This window comes from Acetomicrobium mobile (assembly GCF_937920065.1).
In genome coordinates this window covers 1-23,134 of sequence record NZ_CALETC010000114.1, presented here as the reverse complement: position 1 = coordinate 23,134, position 23,134 = coordinate 1, and the positions used below count along the sequence as shown (strand labels likewise).

The 23,134-nt window shown below is 51.9% G+C and carries 23 protein-coding genes; 4 read left to right on the top strand and 19 right to left on the bottom strand.

Going from position 1 to position 23,134, the window contains the following annotated elements; all coding sequences use genetic code 11:
- From mch to Q7P41_RS04810, 15 genes are all read right to left on the bottom strand, one after another.
- The coding region (gene mch, locus Q7P41_RS04880; protein ID WP_303882601.1) for a methenyltetrahydromethanopterin cyclohydrolase at positions 1 to 919 on the bottom strand (919 nt) is incomplete at its 3' end.
- Complete coding sequence (locus tag Q7P41_RS04875) at positions 906 to 1,769, bottom strand: formylmethanofuran dehydrogenase subunit C (RefSeq protein WP_303882599.1); 864 nt, start codon at positions 1,767 to 1,769, stop codon at positions 906 to 908. The genes Q7P41_RS04875 and mch, both read right to left, overlap by 14 nt.
- A gap of 23 nt (positions 1,770 to 1,792) precedes the next feature.
- Positions 1,793 to 3,088 (bottom strand): methyl-accepting chemotaxis protein, encoded by a 1,296-nt coding sequence (locus tag Q7P41_RS04870; RefSeq protein ID WP_303882597.1) that lies wholly within the window; start codon positions 3,086 to 3,088, stop codon positions 1,793 to 1,795.
- Positions 3,089 to 3,101: 13 nt separating this feature from the next.
- Complete coding sequence (gene fhcD / locus Q7P41_RS04865; protein WP_303882595.1) at positions 3,102 to 3,992, bottom strand: formylmethanofuran--tetrahydromethanopterin N-formyltransferase; 891 nt, start codon at positions 3,990 to 3,992, stop codon at positions 3,102 to 3,104.
- 6 nt (positions 3,993 to 3,998) lie between these two features.
- Positions 3,999 to 4,952, bottom strand: a complete 954-nt coding sequence (locus Q7P41_RS04860; RefSeq protein WP_303882591.1) for a beta-ribofuranosylaminobenzene 5'-phosphate synthase family protein — start codon at positions 4,950 to 4,952, stop codon at positions 3,999 to 4,001.
- On the bottom strand, positions 4,933 to 5,499 hold the full coding sequence (locus tag Q7P41_RS04855) for a DUF447 domain-containing protein (RefSeq protein ID WP_303882589.1): 567 nt from the start codon (positions 5,497 to 5,499) through the stop codon (positions 4,933 to 4,935). The genes Q7P41_RS04860 and Q7P41_RS04855 overlap by 20 nt, the downstream gene beginning before the upstream one ends.
- Complete coding sequence (locus Q7P41_RS04850; RefSeq protein ID WP_303882586.1) at positions 5,489 to 6,817, bottom strand: DUF6513 domain-containing protein; 1,329 nt, start codon at positions 6,815 to 6,817, stop codon at positions 5,489 to 5,491. Before Q7P41_RS04850 ends, Q7P41_RS04855 begins: the two co-directional genes overlap by 11 nt.
- Entirely contained in the window at positions 6,818 to 8,278 is a 1,461-nt protein-coding gene (gene mptA, locus Q7P41_RS04845; RefSeq protein ID WP_303882584.1) for a GTP cyclohydrolase MptA, read from the bottom strand.
- The gene (locus tag Q7P41_RS04840; protein WP_303882581.1) at positions 8,275 to 9,936 is read right to left on the bottom strand and encodes a formylmethanofuran dehydrogenase subunit A; all 1,662 of its coding nucleotides are present in this window, start codon (positions 9,934 to 9,936) and stop codon (positions 8,275 to 8,277) included. The genes mptA and Q7P41_RS04840 overlap by 4 nt, the downstream gene beginning before the upstream one ends.
- Positions 9,930 to 11,201 (bottom strand): formylmethanofuran dehydrogenase subunit B, encoded by a 1,272-nt coding sequence (locus tag Q7P41_RS04835; RefSeq protein ID WP_303882580.1) that lies wholly within the window; start codon positions 11,199 to 11,201, stop codon positions 9,930 to 9,932. The genes Q7P41_RS04840 and Q7P41_RS04835 overlap by 7 nt, the downstream gene beginning before the upstream one ends.
- Positions 11,198 to 11,548, bottom strand: a complete 351-nt coding sequence (locus tag Q7P41_RS04830) for a molybdopterin dinucleotide binding domain-containing protein (protein WP_074200094.1) — start codon at positions 11,546 to 11,548, stop codon at positions 11,198 to 11,200. Before Q7P41_RS04830 ends, Q7P41_RS04835 begins: the two co-directional genes overlap by 4 nt.
- A complete protein-coding gene (locus Q7P41_RS04825; protein WP_074200093.1) occupies positions 11,538 to 12,677 on the bottom strand; it encodes an ATP-grasp domain-containing protein in 1,140 nt (379 codons plus the stop codon). Before Q7P41_RS04825 ends, Q7P41_RS04830 begins: the two co-directional genes overlap by 11 nt.
- A gap of 2 nt (positions 12,678 to 12,679) precedes the next feature.
- On the bottom strand, positions 12,680 to 13,537 hold the full coding sequence (locus Q7P41_RS04820; protein ID WP_074200092.1) for an NADP-dependent methylenetetrahydromethanopterin/methylenetetrahydrofolate dehydrogenase: 858 nt from the start codon (positions 13,535 to 13,537) through the stop codon (positions 12,680 to 12,682).
- Positions 13,538 to 13,611: 74 nt separating this feature from the next.
- Positions 13,612 to 15,147, bottom strand: coding sequence for a DUF2193 domain-containing protein (locus Q7P41_RS04815; RefSeq protein WP_303882575.1), 1,536 nt, complete (start codon positions 15,145 to 15,147; stop codon positions 13,612 to 13,614).
- A 337-nt stretch (positions 15,148 to 15,484) separates the two neighbouring features.
- The gene (locus Q7P41_RS04810) at positions 15,485 to 16,150 is read right to left on the bottom strand and encodes a molybdenum cofactor guanylyltransferase (RefSeq protein ID WP_303882573.1); all 666 of its coding nucleotides are present in this window, start codon (positions 16,148 to 16,150) and stop codon (positions 15,485 to 15,487) included.
- A gap of 133 nt (positions 16,151 to 16,283) precedes the next feature.
- Here Q7P41_RS04810 and Q7P41_RS04805 point away from each other — a divergent pair, with 133 nt between their 5' ends.
- The 3 genes from Q7P41_RS04805 to Q7P41_RS04795 all read left to right on the top strand — a co-directional run bounded on the left by Q7P41_RS04805 (position 16,284) and on the right by Q7P41_RS04795 (position 17,720).
- On the top strand, positions 16,284 to 16,925 hold the full coding sequence (locus tag Q7P41_RS04805; protein WP_303882572.1) for a flavodoxin family protein: 642 nt from the start codon (positions 16,284 to 16,286) through the stop codon (positions 16,923 to 16,925).
- 307 nt (positions 16,926 to 17,232) lie between these two features.
- Positions 17,233 to 17,490, top strand: a complete 258-nt coding sequence (locus Q7P41_RS04800; protein ID WP_014807005.1) for a hypothetical protein — start codon at positions 17,233 to 17,235, stop codon at positions 17,488 to 17,490.
- Complete coding sequence (locus Q7P41_RS04795; RefSeq protein ID WP_303882570.1) at positions 17,475 to 17,720, top strand: hypothetical protein; 246 nt, start codon at positions 17,475 to 17,477, stop codon at positions 17,718 to 17,720. The genes Q7P41_RS04800 and Q7P41_RS04795 overlap by 16 nt, the downstream gene beginning before the upstream one ends.
- Positions 17,721 to 17,893: 173 nt before the next feature.
- Here Q7P41_RS04795 and Q7P41_RS04790 read toward each other — a convergent pair whose 3' ends face one another.
- The 4 genes from Q7P41_RS04790 to dctP form a co-directional block, all read right to left on the bottom strand.
- Positions 17,894 to 18,271, bottom strand: a complete 378-nt coding sequence (locus Q7P41_RS04790; RefSeq protein WP_303882567.1) for an autotransporter outer membrane beta-barrel domain-containing protein — start codon at positions 18,269 to 18,271, stop codon at positions 17,894 to 17,896.
- A gap of 348 nt (positions 18,272 to 18,619) precedes the next feature.
- Positions 18,620 to 19,894: a TRAP transporter large permease gene (locus Q7P41_RS04785; RefSeq protein ID WP_014807011.1), complete on the bottom strand. Its 1,275-nt coding sequence runs from the start codon at positions 19,892 to 19,894 to the stop codon at positions 18,620 to 18,622.
- A gap of 3 nt (positions 19,895 to 19,897) precedes the next feature.
- Positions 19,898 to 20,383: a TRAP transporter small permease gene (locus tag Q7P41_RS04780; RefSeq protein WP_303882564.1), complete on the bottom strand. Its 486-nt coding sequence runs from the start codon at positions 20,381 to 20,383 to the stop codon at positions 19,898 to 19,900.
- The gene (gene dctP / locus Q7P41_RS04775; RefSeq protein ID WP_303882562.1) at positions 20,373 to 21,347 is read right to left on the bottom strand and encodes a TRAP transporter substrate-binding protein DctP; all 975 of its coding nucleotides are present in this window, start codon (positions 21,345 to 21,347) and stop codon (positions 20,373 to 20,375) included. Before dctP ends, Q7P41_RS04780 begins: the two co-directional genes overlap by 11 nt.
- 396 nt (positions 21,348 to 21,743) lie before the next feature.
- Between dctP and Q7P41_RS04770 the strand changes: the two genes are divergently transcribed.
- On the top strand, positions 21,744 to 22,904 hold the full coding sequence (locus tag Q7P41_RS04770) for an ATP-binding protein (RefSeq protein WP_303882561.1): 1,161 nt from the start codon (positions 21,744 to 21,746) through the stop codon (positions 22,902 to 22,904).
- Positions 22,905 to 23,134 lie beyond the last annotated feature (230 nt).

Genomic DNA, 23,134 nt, shown 5'->3' with positions numbered 1-23,134 from the left:
GAAGCTCCGCGTTTTCCCTTCCTACAGAAGAAAGGTGGCCGGTCGCCAGGTTGTTAATCGTCACGACGGCGGGGCTAAAAAGCATCGGGTCTACCTGATAGAAGTCGTAGTTGTATCTTTTAAAGAGGTCCAAAAAGGGCAGGCCGTAGTCACCCGATGATGAGGATGGAAGTTTTTCGGTGAGCGGGTCTATCGAAAGGCCTTCGTCATGCAGGGTGATCCATACCTTTCCCCCATATAAGACCGCGTCGTTGGTCCAGCCCATGGCCGTCATGAAATCCTCCGGCAAGGGAGGAATGGGACACGTGCCAAACCCGTGCAAGACCTTAGAGACGTCGTAGCCCAGCTCAAAGAGCTTGTGCAGTGCGGTTTCAACGACCCTTGATACTATCTGAATGCTGCCTGCCAGGGAATTGGTGGGCGCTATCAGCACGTAAAGGTTGCTAATATCCACCTTGCAGCTGGCTGCTACCGTCTCAAGCAGGCTGTCTGGGGGAAATTTGGAAGATTCAATGGCAAGAACCGCCACGGACGACGTTTCTCTGTAGCCAAGCGTTGCATAAAGAGGTTCATTACCGTAAAGCAACCTTGCAGGGCCGGAGCCCAAGGCATAAAAGCCCTCGCCCTTGAGCGCCCAACCGGCGTACTGCGAAGCCAGGCAGGCAACGGAAGGATTGGCGACCTTTACGACGACGGATGGGACGGAAAGCTCAAGGTCAACGGCAAAGCTCACGCTTCCCAATCCCCCCAGGCAGGCCTCGGCAAAAAGCCTGCCCGCCTCATAGGAACCCCTTGAATTTATGCCTGCGTCCACGATGGTGGCCCCACAGCCTGCCTTAAATGCGGATACGCCCACTTCGTCAGACCTGTCGATCATTTCTTTGACGCGCTTAAAGGCCGATTCGTTAAGGTTTATCAAGGATCAATATCTCCCCTTTCCCAAGTGCAGACATGTCGCCTGCATACCTCCTGTAAGGCCCGTTTAACATTTCCTTTGTGACGGCAAAGCCCAGATCGCTCAAAAATTTAAGATAAAGCTTTAAATAAACGGGCGTGTAAAGGCAGCTATAAAGAAACGTTGGAAGGACCCTTTCGGTGCCGCCCAAGGATACGATGCTTCCCCTCTTCATGCCTCCGCCGGCGTTAAGCCCCATCTTGCCGAACACGACCATGGTCCCCGCTATCATGTTTGCGCCTGCAAAGTCTCCGGCATCGCCGGAAACGGCTATAAGGCCCCTTCTCATGCCCTCCCCCGCCCTGCTTCCCACCGAGCCGAACACGGCGATAAGCCCTCCCCTCATTCCCTTGTTGTTTCCGGGAAGAGGAGAGCCAAGCATCGCCTTGGCGTTGCCGTTTACGATCACTGTGCCGCCCGACATCTCACAGCAGCAGCGCGGCTCAAGGTTGCCGTTTACGACCAGCGTGCCGCCCTTCATGTGCTGGGCCAGATGCATGCCCGCGTCTCCGTTGACTATCACAAGCCCCCAGGTCATGTTTTCACCTATGTGTTTTACATGCCTTAAGTCGCCTTCAAAGACGAGCGCCTCGTTGCCGTCCACGGTGACGTCAAAGACCTCGCCAAGCTCCACGACATCTTTTCCCGCATGTATCTTTAAAGCGCAAATTTCATTGACGCTTAGGCCCAACACCGTCTCGGGCAATATCCCGTCAACTTCTACGGGAATCGTTCCGCTTGCCTTTAATCTCAAGGTAATCCCTTTGCTGCCCGAAACGGTCCTTGCCAAGGTACATAAGGCACAACTTTGCATGAGCTTCACCCCGATGTTTTGTGCTATACGTTTTGCAATTTATCCCCCTGCCACAGCTTGAACCTGCCCACTAAGTTCTTAAGGGATAGGGCCAGTTCCTCCATATTTCTTGCCCTGTCGCTTAAATCCGATGCCGAGTCGGCAAGTTGTGACATGGCCTTTTCTGCTTCGATTACGAAGCCCTTTATCCTCTCCACCTCGGTCGAAATGCTTTGCAGGGTGGCCGATATCTCCTCCGATGACGCGGCCTGTTCCTCGGAAACTGCTGATAAATCGTTTGCAGCCGAGGAAATATTTTTTAGGCTTTGCAGGATGGCGCTTATCGTCTCCATCGTCGCCTTAGCCCTTTGGTTTGCGTCGGCGGAGGTGCTTGAGCCGGCCCTTACCGAATTTATCACGCTTTGAAGCTTCAGAGACATATCTCCCATTTGGCGGGATACGTTGCTTGCAACGTCGCTTGATTCATAAGCCAATTTCCTTATCTCCTCGGCCACCACGGCAAATCCCTTGCCGCCGGCTCCGGCCCTGGCTGCCTCGATGCCGGCGTTCAAGGCCAGCATGTTCGTCCTCGTGGCTATTCTCGAGATGTTCTCCAAAAGCTGATTGATGTCCTCGATCTTTTGCGCCAGCTCGTTTACGGTAGCGATGCTTTGAAGGGATTCCTCGGCTGCCCTGTTTATCCTCTCGCTCATCTGGCCTATGACCACTAAGCCCTCTTCGGCGGACTTGGACGCATCCGCTATCTCCTTGGCGATGTCCATGGTCCTTGTCGCTGCGATCTGATTTCCCGAAGCCACCTCCTGAACGCCCGCGTTAAGGGAGCTCATGTCGGAGGCAAACCTTTCCATCATCTTCGACAGCTCGGTGATCTCATCAAGCAACCGGCCGGCCACGCTGTCGTCCTTGTTGGCCATGGAAAGCACGGTCTTTGAGAGGCCTTCCACCTCGGCCGATGATTTTGATATGAAGCCGATCAGCTCCTGTACGTGATCCAAAAATTGGTAGGTGACCTTTCCGACCTCGGCCATCTCGTCGTCGGACCATACATCGTATTCAAGCGTAAAGTCCAACGTCTCCTTTAGCTTTTTCATGAAAGCCCGAAATTCGTTTATGGGAGCGGTGATGGATGCCGTCACGGCAAGCCCCCCGATAAGCGTGACGAGAACGCACAGGGCCAAAAGCATCATCGGGACGTCAAATGACTTTACTGCATTATAGTGCATGAACCCAACCGCGCACTCAAGGGCCAGCATTGTCGCCAAAAACAGGCACATGCGGACCCTTATAGATACTTTCCTCAAAAACCTTAAGCTTTTCATGATCGACCACCCATCACATGTTCTTTAAAATTTCAAGCAGGTGAAACTTGTACTGTCCCAGGTTTCCGCCGTAGTTTCCCGCCGTCACCGACAAAATATCGCAGGAACAAGCAGCCAAAAGCCCGCGTCCCATGGCGTCCCTGACGGAGCGCTCGTCTAAGCCGTCGATGACTATCTCGTATACGGCGTTGGCCTTCTCGGGTAGCGACGTCTTAACTAGCCTTTTCAGCGTGGGACAATAGGGGGTGTTGGTAGAGGCGCTGAGAAAGCGGTAGGTTGAGCCAACCTTGCTTCCGCTTCGAACGACCCCGCCGGGAAATGGCATTATGGCGCCAGGGACCTTTTTCATTGCGCCTACCGCCCTTTGGGCAGCCTCGAGGCCGCTTTTGACGTCCTTTGAAATGATCAGCAAGTTTCCCCCGCCGACGCCCTTTTTTATGCAAAACTTCTGCTCCACCAGAAATTCCCCGTCCATGACGGGTATCCTCCAAAATCGCCTATTGCCGAGCATCTTGCTTGACTGATATGAATCCCCGAAGAACTTAAGCTTTCCGCCGACGTCTACCTGCTCGCCGTCATCTAAGCCGTTATAGCAGGCCGTAGTAGGACACGTCATTATGGACTGCCCAATCCTTGAGATGAGCTGAGATTCCAGGCCAGACCTTGAAACGCCGAAGATGAGGATGCTTGCCCCGGGCCTGCCGTCGGGGGTTTGAGACTCGTCGAGCTCGGATTCTACGCCGGCCTCGCATCCGCAGCCTATCACGGAAGTGGCAAACCCCGTGGCGGAGGCAGCTGCAGTCATGACCCACTCCCGTGTATCCGCCGTGACGACTATTCGGCTTCCCCACATGGAAAAGGCCTCAGCGTAAGTGTCTTCTATTTCAACGCCGTTATAGATCAAATAAGATCAGTCCTCTCTAACGCAGACGTTTGCCCCGCCCTGGGCACAGGATGCCGTAAAGATCAGCGTTTCTTCGCCAAATCTGTCCTTTAACCTGCCGCAGACGGCTTGCGCTTTCGCCGGGTCGGCCGTGATGCCGTAGACGGCAGGCCCCCACGAGCTTTGTCCTATGCCTAAGGCGCCTTCGCCCTTCATCAGGCAGGCGATCCTTTGAGACAGGGCCGAATGAAACTTGCCTCCCTGAAGGGAAGAAAAACAGCTTCCCACCAAATCCTGAATCTCCGTTATGGCCTCTCCAAAGGCGGCTACATCCCGCTCGACGATGGAGGGCAGCAACTTCATCAAGGTCAACCTGCACACCTTTGACGAAAGCTCCTCGTGTATGCTCAAGGCCTTAAATTTTTCCTCTTCCTCCGGTCCGCTTGCCCCTTTAAGCGACATCGGTACGGCAACAACGAAGGTCCACTCCGTCGGAAGCAGGGCGTGAAAGAGCAAGGGCGGAAAGTCGCCTTTCGGTCCCTTTTTGTGACCCCCGTCCAGGACGAAGCCGCCTCTTTCAAAGGTCACCGCACCGACGCTTGACCGCCTGCTTCTGCCCATGACAACGGCAAGCTCCTTTATCCACAGGTCAATGTCAAAAAGGACGGCCAAGGCCTTGCCCACGGCCAATGCCATGCGGGTGCCCGAGCCGAGCCCCACGTGTGAAGGCACGGCAGAGGCGATATTTATGAAAGCTCTATCCTTGATGTCGAAGTGGTCCAAAAACCTTTGAGCATACTCAAGCGCCCTCTCAAAGTCAGGCCCTTTAGCCTGCAGGGTGTCGCTCCTGCAGACGTCAAGGGAAACCTTGGGTTCGTCTATACCCATACCGATCCCGCCAAACATCCTTCCAAGGCTTCCGTTTAAGTCAAGAAAGCCAAAGTGCAGCCTGGCGCCGGCCTCAACGTGAACGACCTTCATCGAATACCTCCTCAAGATAGCCTTCCACAAATGCGAGGGCTTGCGCTTCCCTCTCTCCGCCCGTCCTTTCGACTAAAGCCTTGGCGTTCGATATAAGCCCGTTAAAAAATTGGCGGTCGTAAAGCCGATATCGCGTCGCCGCTATCAAAAGTTCCATGATCGACCCTTTAGCCCTATTATAGCCCCTATACGAACGCCTTACGTCGCTGTAAAGGAGGCGGCAGCTAAATCGCCCGGCAAGATCGTCTTCTTCAGTTGCGACGGCCTCAAACTCCATCCACGAGCAGGCCTCGACGTATACAAAACCTGACACCCTTAGGGCGGGAATGCAGTTAAATACGGGTTCGCCCAATGCACTTAGGCAAAAGGCCAAGATGTCGTCCGTTGCGTTTGCCACAAATTCTCCCCGTGACATTAGGTTCTCGTAGGTATGGCTGCCCTTAAAGACGTGCAAAAAGTAGCTGCCCTGCTGCTCGATCAAGCCCATGGGAGCCCAGTTTGGCAAGCCCTCGGAGTTTAAGGTTGAAACTATGACCTCATATATCATCGCTCGACAGATAGCCCCAGTTTAGGGGGCGCTCCTGCACGTATTTTTTCCCCAGCTTGGCGGCCAGTGAAGCCCTTTCGAGCTCGCGGCCCAGGTAGAAGGCATGTCCGGGGTCCGTGACGTTCAGCTCACCGAAAAGCTCGCCTGCATCTTTGCCCCTTAAAAATACCGAATTGTTAAATATGTATATGCAGTCGCCTATCACGAAGATCCTAAAGTTTTTGTCCGTCACATGTCTGTGTATGTTTACTATCTCCTCTTCGCTGTAGCTTTCAAAGGGCATGTCCCTTACCGTAACCAGGCCAAACCCGAAGCCCTTGGGTAACATTCCCGACTGCTTGGCGCTTTCGTTCAGCGCGCTTGCTATGTAAGCTTCGCGAACCGCCCCCCGCGCCCAGCTTACCACTTCCGTCGTGAGCACGTAATTGACGTTTAGCTCGCTGCATATCCCCAAAAGCAGGGCGTTTATGCCCGTTGAGTCGGCCTCGGTAAGCTCCGTAAGGTTTCCCGTGCCCATTAGCATCTCGTCTTCCGGAAAACGACTCCTGTACTCAACGAAGCGGTGTATGGACCTTGAAAGCCCAAAGGGCAGCGGGTCAAGGACAGGATCTGCGATGTAGCGCTTACCCATCTCCTTTAACCTTGTCACGTTTCTTACCAGCGAATCGATGCTTTTGTCCTCAAAGTCGGGTATTACGACGACGGGACATGACATCTTGTCCGCAAGGTCCATGTTTGAGCCGTTGACGCTCAAGTAAAGGTCGATACCCGCTTCGTTGGCCTTTAAGGCCGTTTCCTCGTCAAAGGTATCGAGGCTCACCCTGTATCCAAGGCCCTTTAGCATCGTAACGATCTCGCTGACATTTGGGATTGCGCCCCTGACGGGGCCACCCAGGTCGATGATCGAGGCCCCCTTTGCCTTGTAGCCTGCAGCCTTCTCTGCGATCTCCTCCAAGCTCAACCTGTGGGCGTCTACGATCTCGGCCAGTATCTGAACGTTTGGGCCGACCCTGGTCTGGTGTGCTGCAAGGCCGAAAAATCCCGGAAGGTCCTTTAGGTCCTTGGGCCCCTTTATTACCTTGACGCCTAAAGCCTTGGACAGAAGCTCTTCGTCTCCCTGGCATAAGCCGGGCAGGATCACCGTGTCTGCTCCCTTTAAATCCGTCAACTTGGACGCCACCCACGTTACGTTCATGAGCGCCGCTACAGAAATGGGGAGCACTGCCACATCATGCGAAAATGGCAGCTCAATCTTTTTTAATATGTTCTGCAAGGCCTCGCGGGCGAGCTTGCCCGTCACAAACAGGGTCTTAGACATCTACAGGCTCAGCCATTCTTCCATGGTGATGTTCGGCCGATGGCTTTCGGCCTGCCCGCGAATTTCCGCCCTGATGTCGCCAAGCAGTCCGCTTCTTTCGGCGAAGGCGTTGTGACGGTGTATGCTTTCAAGGCTTTCTTCCCTGGCAAGCACGAAGGACTCATTCGGAAGGTCCGGATAAACCTCGACCAAGTTAAAGAGCATCTGCCTTACCACGTCCTCGGCGAACCTCGCGTTTTGATGCGCCTTGTTGACCACGAAGAACTCGTCGGGCCTCTTCAGCAGCTCGTAGGTCTCCGAGCTCATGGAAGCCTCTATTATATGCACCAGGTGTTCCGCCCTAACCGACATATCGGATCCCACCAAAAGCGTGCCCCTTGCCCGTTGGTTGTGGGTGGGCATGGGAATCAAGCTCACGATCTTGGCAGCCTCGTTTGGGTCGTAGCCCGCCTCCTGAAGGAGCATCCTTGCATGAGAGCTCATCATGTCCTGTGCGCAGGGACAGGCCGTCATGCCCTCCGCTTCCACCCCGATGATGCGTCGAGACCTTTGTCCGTCGGTTGAGGCGATTCCCACGAAGGTATAGAGCTCCTCTGTCTTTTTCGCCGATATGGGTGTGACCCTTTCCATGGGATAGCGCGCCTTTATCCACACCTCGGCCTTCTTTGCCCTTTGGGATCGCACGACCTGCAGGGCCAGCCTTTCGGCAAGGCTTTCTATGTCGGGGGAAGGCTCGAGCGAAATTTCTTCTATCATGCCCTCGAGCACGTCAGTGAACCTCGACATGTGAACGCCCGCCTTGAAGGGATCAAGGTAGGCAAAGAAATCAAGCGTCGCGTAAAAAAGCGCAGCCTTTCCCTTGACCCCTAGCCTTATCACGCGCTTTAAGTCGGTGATGCCTACCCGAGACAGGCTCACGTTTATGGATGGACGCCCTCCCTGGATGTCGCTTTCAAGCTTAAATTTCAGGCTCCTTTCGACCTTTTTTACCGAGGAGGAATCAAGCTGTCCCGCCAGCTCGCCAAGGGCCTTTTTCGCGGTCGGATGTATGTAGTCTGGGGCTATCTCGGCCAGCGGAATGAGCGTAAAGGCCCTCTCAAGCATCCCGGGATGGGGAAGGCGCAAATCGCTTTCATCCGCGATCATGTCGTCGTACATTAGCAAATCTATGTCAATGGGCCTCGGGGCGTTTTTTTCAAGGGAGGTACGGCCCATTCGCCTTTCGACCCATTTCAGGAACTCAAGCAGCTCCCTTGGGCCGTCGGTCGTCCGTATCCGGCAGGCCATGTTGAGGTACTCGGGCTGGTCTGAGTCGTCCAAGGGCTTCGTTTCATAAAACGAAGAGACCTTTTCGATATTTGCCCTGGCCTGGATGTACTGCAGCGCCTGCAGGATGTTGCTCTGCCTGTCTCCCAGGTTAGCGCCAAGCAATATGTAGGCGATGTGATCTTCATTGCTCATGAGCAGGCCACCTCCTTTGAGCCTTTCAGGTACTCTTCCTGGACGGGATAGTTTTCGAAAGAAAGGGTGTAATATTTTTCGAAATCTTCCCTTATCTTTTCCTCTATGGAGCTGTCAAACTCGGGGACGACCCTGTATACGCGGCCCGAAAACTCCTTCAAAAGCGTGCCGTCTTTTACGACGACATCTCCGCCCTTTATGACCCAGGCCGGAAAGTCGAGGGCGCGGCGGCACTCCCTGAAGTTGCAGATACATCTCCTGTGGCCGTAGTTTCGAGGATCGTATATGGCCACGTCTCCGTCGGCGCCAACTCCCAAATGTCCCTTTTCCTTCAAGCCCAATATTTTGGCAGGAGCAGCCCTCGTGATTATGGCGATCTCATATAAGCTGTATTCCCTGTCTAAGTCCTTTATCACCGATCTCTTGAGGGCCTTTGGAGGAAGCAGGCCGATGAAATGATTCCTGTAGTCCTTGTCCATCAAAAGCCTTATGACCTGTGGGTAGCAAAAAAATGGCCCTGCGTTGGGATGGTCGGTCGTCAGCGCAACCCTCCAGGGGTCCTTGGCGAGCAAAAAAAGCTCCATCCCCGTTATCCACTGCACTGCCGAGGCGACGGACTTAATCTTATACTCCATGGGGACAATGCCTCCGCCCGTCTCGCATTCCACGTCGTCGTTGCACCACTTATGTCCCGTCATCTTCTGAATCCTGTACTCAAGCGGGCCGTCCGAGGTCATCGTGACGGCGTTGCCGAATATGATCTGGCCTACATCCATGGTGACGTTTGAATGTTCGTTGAAGGCCTCCATGACGGCGCTTGCGCCGCTGTACATGCGCCCCTTTTTGTCCTTGCCGTAGCTTAAAAACTGCAGGTGGCACAGATGAAGCCTGCCTTGGACGTCTTTTATAACCTCTACCGTCGTCTCGACGTTTCCCGGGACCCCAAGGTTTAATCCGTGAAGGTGAACGGAGTGAGGAAGCTTTAAGCTGTCTGCCGACTGGACCAAGGCGTCAAGCAGCTTTCTTGAGGTTAAGCCGAAATACTTGACCTCGTCGTCCCAGCTTTGGACGTTTCCGCCCCACTTCCAGTTTTCCACTCCGCCGGGGTTTACGACCTTGACGCCGTAGCCTCCTGTGGAGTTAAGGAGCCATGCCATGACGTCTTTGGCCTCGTCAAGCTTGTCTTGAGAGATCATGTCCATGAGGATTTCGTTGTTGCCCATGGTGATCAGTATGGCCTTGTCAAGCAGGGGCATGTCCATAAGCTCTTCATGGGTATGTCGCGTCACGAGAGGAGCTGACGCTGCCTCCACAACGGTGGTATAGCCCATCTCCACGTACCTGTAGGCCGTCAAAAAGGTCGTAGGAACTCTAGAGCCTGCGCCCGACCGCAATCCCTTCTCGGCGATCCTAAAGTGTTCGTAGTGATCCTCAGGGCAGAGCTTGCGGCCCGTATTTACCTTGGAACCGGCGATGTGGGCGTGCATGTCTACGCCGCCTGGCATGACGATCATGCCTCGAGCATCTATGACTGTTGCGTCATCGGGGATGCGCTCGGGAGGGTTTGCCACTTTACCGCCTTCTATGTAAATGTCCTTTACGTCGCCGTTTACGCCGTTGATCGGGTCGTAAACTTGGCCGCCTTTTATGATCAACATGACTTCACACCTTCAATCAAGGCTTGCAAGACTTCCTCGTCGCTCGGCCTCTTTCTCTTTAAGGGGGCCTTTAGGCGCAGGGCTACGCCATCCATCCTGTAGGCCGTGCCCTCGCAGTCGATGCCGTACATGGCCGTCGGAAAATAAACGGACGCCCCGGCTGCCGTCAGGCTTTCTGCGGGATCTATGGCTATGACGGGGATAGTTTCCATGTGCTTTACCGCAGGGGCGGGAAAGTGAGCCGCCGGGTCTGAGGCTATCACGAGCATGCAGTCGGCCTCGCCGCTGCAGAGCAAGTCGACGGCCGTATACTCGCCCGGGCCGTATCTGGGGTAGCCCCTTGAGTAGTTGACGGCAAATGGATACCCGCAAAGCCAGGACATGACCTGGTCTGCTCCCGTCACGTTTCCGTGGCCCCTCATGGGCAGTGCAGAAAACCTGGTGTGGTCGTTTAACTCCCTCACCAGCGACAAAACGCCACGCACGTTTAAGTCCCTGCCATTTGTCATGGTAAGCCCCATGCCGAAAAATATCACCCCGTACCGGCAGGATTTCATTTCAACTGCAAGCTGCTGCAGCACCTCTGCGGGTATCCCGCCCACCTCGACGGCGTCCAGGGTGCGTCCCATTATTAAGGCCTTTAGGGCAAGGAGCACCTCGAAGTCGCATCCCTGCTTGATCTGCAAGTACATATCGGCCGACTTGGCCGTCTCGCTGCGGCGCACGTCCACGACGACGACCTTGCGGTCGCGCCTGCCCTCGGGGATGAAACGCCCCTTTGGCATGGCCGAATACCGGGCGAAATGACGGCTGTGGGTCACAAGGGGGTTGCATCCCCAAAAGACCAGGAGGTCGGCCCTGTTTTTTATCTCGCCCAAGGTACAGGTAGGTTCCCCTACCGCCTGCATGGCAAGGCCCGTGGGGCCGTGACAGACCGACGATGTCGAATCGATGGATGCCCCGATCAGTTCGGCCAGCTGCACGGTCATGCGCTGTGCCTCGGACGACGTGGAAGACAGGCCGTAGATCAAGGGATACCTGGCGGACCTTAAGATCCTTGAAGCTTCCTTCACCGCCTCCTGAAACGACGTATCCCTTCCCATAACCTTTGGCATTATAGGATCGGGGTTGTAGCCTTCAAACAAGCCCCTGCCGTTGCCGCAGGCTTTTTCCACCTTGACGATGCGATCGTCCTCTATGGTTAAATTTATATCGTCGCACAAACACCCGCAGAAGGTGCATACGACGTTTCTTTCGACCGTCATGATCTAACGACCTCCACCTGCAGGCCCTTGAATGAGGGCATCCCGCTTCCTTCGGTGTCAGAGCCTACGAGCGTATTCGCCGTCGGCCCCATGGGAACGAAGACCACATCCTCGGGCAACCCCGCATCTGCATATACCCTGACTCGCACCTTGCCGCAGCGCGTCTTAAGCATTACTTCGTCGCCTTCATTTAAGGACAGCTTGCTTAAAACCTCAGGCGACAGAAAGGCCTTGTCAACTGCTTTCCTGTATTCCTCCTCCGTCTTGCCGATGTGCATCCCCTTGGCCTGCTCAAGGGTGCGCCCCGTTACCAGCGTACAAACCGCGCTAAAAGATTCATCGCTCATGGTATGCCTCTTCCTTTAACTCTCGATATACCTCGTTTGCCTTCCTATAAAGGTCGGCAATGCAGTCATCCTGCGTTTGGCCCCTTCCAAATACGGTGCAAATTGGAAAGCCCTTGGCTACGTGCTCGTTCGGAAAGGGAACATCGCTGTGCAGCCCCAGCCACTTCGACGTATCGGGCGTGACTACGTCATCTTTGGCGTAAACTATGCCCTTGGCCGTGAAGCCCTGCGTGCTTTGGACGGCAAACTTTGCCATTTTACCCAGACAGGCCGACACGTGAAGGGACGTGAAAGACACGTTTAAGTCGTGCTCGATCAGCTCCATGGAGGCGCTGTAGCGCGGGTTTATCTCCACCAGAAAGGGGCTGCCTCCTTCGTCTATCACAAAATCTATGCCAAAAAGGCCCTTAAGGCCAAAATGGCCGGTCAAAGCAGTTCCCCAGCCCGATATTTTGTTCATTATATCAACAAAATTGGCATTAGTCGAAAAAAGGGGATAGACGTTGCCGCACCACTTAAAGCCGCTTCCTCCAAGGGATTCGTCTCCTATGATCTGTCTTGTCATGCCAAGCAGCTGACATGTCCTGCCATCCGACAAAAAGGACGCCGATGCGGGAAGGCCGCTGACGAACTGCTGCACGTAAAAATCCTCGCCCACTTCGCCGCCTTCGTAAAAGCCTATTCCAAACCCGCTTCCGCCGTAAATGGGCTTTACGAGCCACTTGCTTTCTTTGTCTAAAGCTTTAGCCTCACTTGAAACAAGCGTCACGGGAAATTCAATTTCACCCAGCCTGCAGGCCTCGCGCAACAATATGGGGTCTCTCACGTCACGCAAGACCTTTGAGTCGTTGCCGAAAAGCACCTTGTCCTTTGAGATTAGATCGATTAGTGCAGGCTTTATATCGGCCCCTCCCGTGTAGATGACCCCGTCGTAGTCAAGAAGCGAGCAAACCTTGCATATGGAAGCTTCGTCGAAGGGAAGGCCGAAGTCCCGCCCTACGGCCAACGAAGGTATCAGGCGACTTTGGTCAAGATCACCGAAGTAGTCGACAGCGACCGCATCAAAGCTTGCCCTTAAGGCGGACTCGGCCAAGGCCCTGGTGCTTACGCCTACGAGAAGTATCCTCAAAATCAGGATAGCTCCTTGGCTATCTCAAGAATGCTTTGAGCGTCAAATAGGGCGTCGTTTCTTTCAAAGAGCCGCTCGATGCAGGTTCTGTGCACCCTCATCTTTAGGCCGCCGATGCCCATGGAGCCGAACATGACCTTTCCCTCTATGACCTCGCCGTTGTAAGACGACTTCATGCCCTCCACGCCCATGGGCGGCACGGCGTTCACGTCCCCGAGCACTTTAAGGGAAGGATTGGCCTTCCAGAGGGGCTCGCGAATGAGCGTTACCCCGGGCGCTCCGGTACAAAGGGCGGCCACCGCTCCTTTTAGGGCCTCGGTCGTGCTTTCGTCATCAAAGGCAGCGAAGGGCTGAACTTCCAGGCCGAACGTGGCCTTTATCTCCTCGGCTGCCGCTTGGGCCTTCTCGAGTTTCCTTGAGGTGACCACCACCTTTGCCCCTTCCATGGCAAACATGGCAGCCGCGCGCTGCCCGACGGGACCCGTGCCCGCCAGGACGACCACCTTTTGGCCCTTCACGTCGCAGGCCTTCGTCATCTTGGCCACCGCAGCTGCTGCAGTGGTGTTGCAGCCGCTTGGGTCGAACATGACCGAATTTCTCACGTTTCCAAAAAACGTCTTTTTTACGACGTCAAGGATCTCCGATGCCCTGCTGACGTTTGAGCCGCCTATGAAGATGGCGCTGTATTTTAATTTATCACCGCCTCGGGTGAACATCACGCCGTATACCAGATCTACGACATTTTCTGTCGTCACGTTGCCGTACTGCAGGACGACGTCCGCTCCGGCGTCATAGGCGGTAACGGCATCAAATACGCTTGCTAACGGATCGCAGTCAAGTTGAAGCAGGATCTTTTTCAAGTCACTTACCCCCTTTATACAATGAAGGGGGATCGGATATGCTCCAACCCCCCTCTTTTGCGACTAAAGTTTAATTATACAGCTCTATACCATTCGCAATATCCGCAGGGACCCGCGCCCTCTCCCTTGACGTAGGGAACGTTGCGTTTGATGAGCTTCGTCACGGCGCAGCCCTTGCAGGCCCTGACGGGAGCTCCGGGCATACCGGGGTTCTTTGCGATGATGTTGGTCATCAAGGTGGCGGTGGTGCACTCAGGCGTCAGGTAGCACGGAAAATCTGCCAGCGCCATGAGGGCGGCAAACCTCTGGGTGATGGCGCACGCGGGATAGGTGTAGCGCTGCGGGTTGCTCACTATCTCGTGCTTGTCGATGGGCGAAAGGTCTATCTCTATCCCCTTGATCTTTCCGCCGGCTCCCAGAGGGCTGATGTCCAAGATCTCCTCTCCGCGGGCTATGACGTCCATGAAGTCTACGTTGTGAAGCTCGTCGGCCTCTCCTCTCTTGGGGTTCATGGCGCAGTAGTTGTAGAAGCGCTTGGTGAGTAGGTCTATGACCATGGGGACGGTGAAGCTGTCAAGCCAGAGGATATAAGCCACGGCGCAGGCGGGCGCGCCCGTCGCGACGGTCAGGACATCCCACTCGCTCTTGAAGGCGCCTTCCTTCAGGGCCTTTCTCATGGTGTTCTCGAACACCTGCATCACTGCGTCGTAGATGCCGAAGACCATGTCGCTCTTGAACATATTGTAGGCAGACTGCGAGATGTGGTGTCCGATGTCACCCACGCAGTAGGCGGGAACGGCGGTGATGTTTGCCGGATGCACGCCGGCCTTTAGCGCAGCCACCACATAAGGACGCATCCATTCCTTGTATTGGGCCATGTATTTTCTGACGTCAAAGGAGCTGTAGGGGCCGTGTCCGCCGAGGTTGTGGGTCTCCATGAGCCTTGCCTGTGCCTCTACGGGCTCTTTATATATGAACTGGAACTGCTTTACCTCGGCCTCTTCGGCCTCGGCGGCAGACTTGCCGGACTCTATGGCAGCCCTAAAGGCGGCGCCAAAGCCGTAGGAGGTGTTCATGCCCCAGGACTTGCAGGCGAGTATCGTCTTTTTGTGCTTCTCGGGAATGTCGAGATCGACTAAGATCTTGTTGACGACGTTCGGGACCGAGCCGACGGACATGGCAAAGTCGACAACGCAGGTCGGGCCGTACATCCCGCCGTATCTGCGGGCCGCCTCACGGCCGATCAGGGCCCTGTTTTTGGCGATGGCGTCGATGAACTTCTCCATCGATTTCTTGAACTCGGGATCTTCCTCATACAGTATTTCGAGAATGGGCGGGGTTTGGAAATGCTCTACGAAGGGATCGTCCTCCGGCCGGATGTAGTCCGTCATGCCCTTTAAAATCTCGTAATGGGCGTTGACCGACTGAACGTGAAGGTCGATGACGGTCTTGCACTGGCCCTCTCCAACGGTCATCTTGTTGACGGCGTCAACGTAGGGTTTGCAGTCCTCCAGCTTGAACTGACCACCGCGTTTTTCCTTTATTACAAGAAACACAGACTTCGTAGCCTCAATTGCCTCATTAACCATCTTTTCAATCATATTAGCCATGGAACCCTTCACCCTCCTCGTTTATGATTTTATCAACTAAACATCCATAGCAACTTAATTCAGTTGCCCCTTTCACCCCCTCATTGTTTTGTGCTCACATTCATCCACTTTATATATTATATTATCGCCATGTTCTGTCAAGCAAGATTTAATCCAAGACCGCATCAAGCCTTTGCCGGATTTATGAGATGTATACCTGCCAGTACCCCCTGCCGTTTATGGCAGGCGCAAGGATGTACGTCTGCCAACGCCCCTCAGGTTTTAGGCAAAATCCAAGGGGACATTTCAAGACGACAACATGCCGCGCGCTGATTTAAGGCTTTTTTGCGCGGACGCCTCACCGTGAGACCTGCCGTTGCAGTCTTTTGGCCATAATTTGTAAGCTTTCTGCCTTTTGTAGATCTTCTGCTGTATTTATGTTAAAAAACGACAATTTATAGTTCTTTAATAAGCTCATCTCGATTTCCTCGATGGCACATAGATCGATGAGCGGATAAAAGTCCTTGATCTTTCTTTTTCCCTGCCTGAAGGCGCTTTCTGCGGCAGGCAGGCAAGAGCGGTGATAAAAGGCATGAAGCGGCTCAAGAAAGCCATGCAGTCGAGGGACGATCGCCCGGGAGGTATTTGTCCTTTTTTGGTAAATCAGTCTCACCAGGGATCCGTTAACAAATGGCATGTCACAGCCTAAAAGAAACGTCCATTCGTTGTCGGACCTAGTCAAGCCCTGGATGAGGCCAAGAAGAGGGCCCTGGTTGGAGATGGGGTCGACGATGACGTCCGTACAGTAACAAGACAAAAAAGAAAAGTGCCGGGACATGAGGTAATCGTAGTCAATCGAAGAGACGACAAGCAGTACGTCGTCAAAGATTGCCCTGATATTTTTAAGGACTATCTCAAGCAGATAGACGTCGCCTATCTTTAGCAATGCCTTGTTTTGGCCGACCCTTTTTCCCCTGCCCCCGGCAAGGATTACGGCGGTAACGCCGCTTGTTTCGTCATTCATGTTTGACGCTCCGGTCTTAATTTTGTAATTATTATAAACTTTATGACGACACAGGGCATCGGTAAAAAGGGCCCGGTTTAGGCGGTGCTATAATACTTTTGTCACGTTCAATCATGAATGGGAGGTACATAAAATGAAAGTCATCGCCATAAACGGAAGCCCAAGAAAAAAGTGGAACACCGCAACTTTGCTTAAACATGCCCTTAAAGGGGCCGAGTCTGCAGGAGCCGAGACAAAGCTGGTGCACCTTTATGACCTAGATTACAAGGGCTGCATAAGCTGCTTTGCCTGCAAGCTTAAAGGCGGGAAAAGCTTTGGAAAGTGTGCCATAAATGACGATTTAGCTCCCCTTTTAGAGGAGATACGAACCGTTGATGCCCTGATCTTGGGATCTCCCATTTACTTTGGAGACGTCACGGGAGAGATGAGGTCCTTCATGGAAAGGCTCTTTTTCCAATTTCCCATCTACGAGCCCGACGCCGCGGTTCGGCAGCCTAAAAAGGTCCGCACTGCATGGGTCTACACGATGAACGTGACGGAGGAACTCGCAAGACAGATGGGCTACGGCCGAATGTTTCGTGACAACGCAGCGCTTCTTGAGAGGTTTTTCGGGTCTTGTGAGTCGCTTATGTGTTACGACACGCTGCAGTTCGACGACTACTCCAAGTACGCTGCCAGGCGCTTTGACCCCGTTGCCAAAAGGAAGCGCCACGAAGAGGCATTCCCCGAAGACTGCAAGCGTGCTTATGAGCTGGGCGCGAGGCTGGTGAGGTAATTTTAAGATAAAAACTTTAGGGTCGGGTCTTTAGAAATTTCAGGGTCGGGTCTTTAGTTTTGAATTTTATGTTTACGGCATGTCATCTTAACGATATGCTATGGTGCAATACAATAACATACTTTTCTGCTATATTAATATAGAGAATGTGTTTCCTTGGTTTCGAGTTATAATAAAATAAAAGAAGCAACCAGCTTAAATTTCATATGGGATTTGACACGTGCAACTAAAACAAACAGAGGGATTACACTTCGTAGAAAAATTAAGGCTGGACATCCGTCAAAAGCAAATAAGGAAGCATTAACTTTTGGGGAGGGCGTTAAAAATAACGAGGAAATTAAACTATGATGAGTATATAGAAAAAATGCGAAAGCAGTCCCTGCAGTTGCATGTAGCAAGCGATGCCCACAGAGGCAAGCCGCTACGCTTAGGCAAGGCACGTGATCCGGAAGAAAACGTCGTTTTATTTTTGCTGGACTATAACCGTTGGCAGAAGGCTTTGGCCAGCGGGGAGATCGAAAAGCTTGGCCCGCGGAGGTATCGCATGAAATGGACGAAGGAATAAAGGATATTCTTAATGCTTTAAAGAAAGAAAATGATCCACTTCGCAAAGCTCTGGGAGTGATTGCCGTGCTGACGGAAGATCTTGAGCCCGAAGGCATAAGGCCAATTTTGGTCGGCGGAGTTGCCCTGGAATTTTACACCTTAGGCGGTTATGCTACAAAGGATATCGACTTGGTGGTAAGCGACAGAAGCTGGCTATCCCGGGATGCCTTGACAGCTCCTCCGTTTTAGACAAAGGTTTAAAGCGCGGTACTACGAGGTCAGGTAACTGTTGCTGTACGAAAACAGCTTTTACTAGGTTGGACCAGAAAAAGCTCGGGGAAGGCAAAAGCCCGCCCTCCCCGAGTATAGGTTTTAAATTCGGCTTCAATGGTGAAACGGTTTCTTAAGCGTCCCGGTTCATGTTACTGCTTCCACTCAAGCCTCAGCCAGCTGCCGTGGGAGTCGCTGTCGTCTCCAAACCTTCCGTTGTAGTTCAAGGACATGTCGAAGTTTCCTGCCGTGTAAAGGGTCATCCCAAGGTCTGCAGCGAAGTAGTCGTCGTCAAATTTTTCGGTGAACAAGCTTTTATTGCCGTACCGTATCTCGTCTATGGTGACGTCGTCTCCCGAAAGGACGTTTACGTAGGAAAGTCTCATGTAGGGAGAAAACCTGGAGCCGTCCTTGGAGACGAACTCTCCCTTAAACCTCACGCCTATTATACCTTCAGTAACGGTCGTATCGTAGTCGTCGTAGGTGTAGCCGTTGGTCTCTTTGTAACCGTCCCTGTTAAAGTATCCCACCTCGTCTTTATCGACCTGCCCATTTTCCAGGATATACTTATTGCCAAAAACCTTCGGTGTTTCAATCGCTTACCACTCGCACATGGGCAGACACGAGACGCTTACTCCTCCACATTCACTCTCTCTTATTTGCAGGTCTGCAAGTTTTAATATACGAGATTTTTAGTTTTGAATTTTAATTATTAGGTTTTGCTTTGCATCGAAAGCACAATAAATTATTTAAACTTAGTTAAGATAAATCCTTAAGTAATAAACTGGGGCTTAAAGGTTTTCAAGCTAATTTAACTACTGACAACTTGCCAATGTCCTTAAAGCCCCAGTGAAATTTAACTTTTACAACGCACCCATCTAATTTATTAGGATATTAGGTATCAATAGTACCAGTTGCGGAAAAGCCGTTATAAGTGCTAAAACTAGGACCATCACTCCCAAAAATGGCGTAAGGTATCTAAATGTGCTTTCATATCTCACGCCCGATATCCTGCAAGCGGCAATTAAATCGACGCCGAGGGGAGGGGTGTTTGCCCCAATAGCAAGGTTCACGCATACCATTAAGCCTAAATGTATCAGGTCAACACCTAGCATGTTAAATATGGGCAGAAATATGGGCAGGACTATTATAATTATGGCTATAGTCTCCATGAACATTCCAAGCAAAAGCAAAAGAATGTTGAAGAGTATCAATATGACCCAGTAGTTTTCGCTAATCGAAAGCATGAACGTTGCTACTTTCTGAGGGATATCCTCTGCGGCTACTACCCACCCGAAGAGGTTTGCAGCGGATATGATAAAAAGAATAACTGCGCTTGTTCTCACAACCGAAATGCCAATCTCAAAAAGCTCCGAAAGGGAGACTTTTTTATAAACGAAGATAGCTAGAATCAATGCATATAAAGCAGCTATGCCGCCGGCTTCGGTAGCGGTGAAGATCCCAAGCAAGATTCCGCCCAATATGATGGCAGGCGCAAGAAGTGGCAATAAAGCCATCTTAAAGGCTATCCATCGTTCTTTCCAGCTCGCCCTTTCCATCCGGGGATATTTTTCTTTAATTGCATATATGTATGAAATAATCATAAAACCCACCCCGGCCATAATGCCCGGGATGAATCCGCCCAGGAACAACTTTCCAATGGAAGCCCCTGTCGTCACACCAATGACGACCATTACGATGCTCGGAGGTATAATTGTAGCTAGCGCACCAGAACACCCCAGTAATGTTGCGCTAAAAGGCTTTTTATAGCCCTGTTCATTCATGGCCGGAAGAAGGATAGAACCTATTGCGACCACATCGGCAACCCCTGAACCTGAAATTGCGCCAAAAAACATGCAAGATATCGCCATGACCATGGCCATGCCGCCAGGTATGTGCCCAACAAGGGTCGCAGTAAACTTAACTATTCGAGGCGTTATGTCCCCTCGGGCCATCAACTCGCCGGCCAAAAGAAAGAGGGGGATTGCAAGAAGAGTAAAGGAATCCACTCCGACCACCATTCTCTGAGCGATTGCCAATAAAGGAACGCCAGAAAACAAGATTAGATATGCTGCACTGGAAATAGCAATTGAGAAAGCGACAGGGATTCCGGCTATCAAAGCAACAAAGAGCACGGCAAGTAGGATCAACATAGTTTATTGCACCCTTTCGTTTGCATTATGACGATTAGCAATAAAAAACTGCCATAGGCCAATGACCATGAATAAACATCCGACAGGAAGCGCAAGGTAAAGTATGCCAGCAGGAATTTGAAGCGTCGTAGTCCTAAGTCCCCATGTCCTTGTAACGACAAGGCATCCAGACCATATTCCCACGATAAGGAATGCGATCAAGAAAAGGTTTCCAATTACCTCCAATCCCTTTCTTAAAAAAGGCCAAGGCAAAAAGTCGAGGACGAGACGAATTGCCATATGCTCGCCATGTCGCATTGCTACTGCAGATCCAAGAAACGTTATCCACACGAGCAATGTCTGAGACAGCTCAGCACCCCAAGGGATGGGTACCGAAAAGATGTAACGCGCGCTTACCTCAACGATCACTTCGGCAAAAATCACGAAAAGGGCAATAGAAAGCAAGCAATCTATTGCCCTAAAAAATCGGTCAATCAGTTTACTTGCCATATTTTCTCACGAGCTCCATTAAATCCTTGCCAAATACCGACTCATAATCCTTCCACACGGGTTGTACCGCAGCTCTGAATGCTTCCTTGTCAACTTCGTTAACTTTCATTCCCTTTTCTTTTAGCTTTGCAAGCATGTCGCTTTCCTCATTTATTATCTGCTGACGCTCTCGATCTCGCCATTTATTAGCAATAGCTTCTACGACAGGCTTATCCCTATCTGGGATCCGCTTCCAAGCTGACGAATTGAAACATAGCAGAGCTGAACCCCAGGTATGTCCGCTTAAGGATAGGTATTTTTGAACTTCGTAAAAGGCATTGGCATATATAATACCGAGCGGATTTTCCTGAGCATCCACTACTCCCTGCTGCAGAGCAGTATATAGCTCTCCGAAGTTGATTGGAATCGGAGATGCTCCGAGCGCTTTAAAGGTGTCAAGCCGCATCTTATCGGGCGTAACGCGAATTTTCAAACCTTCCATATCCTTGGGGACGACGATGGGCCTTTTGTTATTGGTGATATGCCTAAATCCGTTCTCCCACCAAGAAATTCCCTTTATGCCTTTAGATTCAAGGATGCCGAGAAGGAACTTGCCTATCTCACCGTCCATAGCCTTGTAAGCGGTCTGGTGGTCCTTCCAAGCGTAAGGAAGGGCTTCAACGCCAAACCTCGGATCTATGGACTGGAAGGAGCCCCCGCCAATCAATCCCCCGTCAATCGTCTGAAGCATAAGCCCCTCGATGAGGTCTTTCTCGTTACCCAATTGAGACCCAGGATAAATTTTAAAGATAACTCGTCCCTCTGTCTTTTCAGCAACTTCTTTGGCAAAGCCTTCGAGGTTAACGTGCCATGCGCTATCTGTTGTAAGCACATGGCCAATTTTGATCTCCACCGCAGCAAAGGATGGAGAAGACAAACTTAAAAGAATGCATAAGACCGAGATAAAGGATATCAGGCGTTTCATAGTTAAATCACCCCTTTTGTTATAAGATCTAAAGGCAACACAAAGAAATTTTAGTAAAAGTCTATACTATGCGGCTATATCGGTCAAGCTAGGAGGGGATATAGTTGGGGGGGAAATCTCAGGGTCGGGTCTTTAGTTTTGAATTTCAATATAGCAGTTTAACTAAATAGAATGATCACCTTACATTCTATGGGCATTATTCCATTTAAATACCAAAACGAAATGCGCATAGAAAGTTTATTGAACGCGTACTGAGGGCATAGGCCACAGGGTCATTAAACCCTACTAACTTAGTTCTCTTGAAAAACGTATTTTAAGATATATAGCATATATCGTTTTGCAAAAGAACGAATATATGATAAAATCGTTCTACGACAGAACGAAAAGGAGAATATCATGACCTTGCAAGAGTTGCTATCAAAGCTGCAAGAAATACAGGCCCGCCTCGTTTTAAACTTGCCGAAGCGTTTGCGACCGTATTTCGACGCCCTTGACCTGTCGGCCAGGGGGTTGCTTGTGCTGGGCCCCAGGGGCGTGGGAAAGACGACGTTAACGCTGTCAAGGTCGAAGGAAATGCTTTACATCCCCGCAGACAATCCCTTGGTGGCGCCCTTTAAGCTGTGGGATATATGCGAGGCGGCCTTCGGAGCCGGCTACGACGGTGTTATCATAGACGAGGTGCATTACGCCCGCGAATGGGCCGTACACCTAAAGGCGCTTTACGACGCCTTCCCAGGTAAAAGGATCTGGGCCACCGACAGCAGCAGTGCATCGCTTGAAAGTGGCGTTTCCGACCTATCGCGCAGGTTCGTTCAAATCAAGGTTCCCCTTCTTTCGTTCAGGGAATTCATCGCCATAAAACACGATCACCTCTTTCCCGTGATCGATCCCTTCAACCCGGACATGCCCTCGGTCCAGGGCGTAATAAATGCCATAAACCCGCTGGCGGCCTTTGGGGAATATTTGCGCCAAGGGCTTCGACCATTTTTCCTCGAGGGACATTACGCGGAGAGGTTGAAAAACGTGCTGGACAAAATGTTGTTCTCGGATGTGCCCTTTTGGACGCCACAAATCGCAGAAAACCACCTTCGGCTCATGCAGGCAATAGTTGGCCATCTTGCCATGTCGCCAATTCCTGTAATTAGCGTGGAGTCGCTAACGCGCGAGTGGGGTGTCGGTAAGGTAAAGCTATACGATCTCATTGAAGTAATGACGCGTATATGCCTTATTCGCGTCATCAAAAGAAAAGGCGCGGCTTCCAAGCTTCACCTTCGAGGAGCGAAGCTCTTTTTCTATGACCCGTCGACCTACTATGTCTTAAACGGAAACTCGGCAAACGTGCGAGAGGCATTCGTCGCCTGCTCCTTTGAAGAAGCAGGTAGAAGCGTCTTTGCAGCAGATGATGAAAGGATCTGCGACTTTGTCGTCGACGGCGCAACCCTGGAAGTCGGCGGCAAGAGCAAATCGGGCAAGGCCGCAGACTTCGTAGTAAGAGACGGCCTTGACGTCCCCCTGCCTGCCGTGATTCCCATGTGGCTGCTTGGGATGATGTATTAAGCGAAACTCTGAAGACAGGGCCTTAAGCTTGCAAACCAAAACAGGATTTTGTTTAAAACTTACTGCCTAAGCACCCTCAAGACTTCGCCCTTTGAAACAAGATTAACCTGTTATAGATTAAAATTCAAGATTAAAGACCTGACCCTAATACTTGTGTGCGCATTGCGTTAAGGATGGCGATTAGCGTGACGCCAACGTCGGCAAAGACTGCTGCCCACATGGAGGCTATC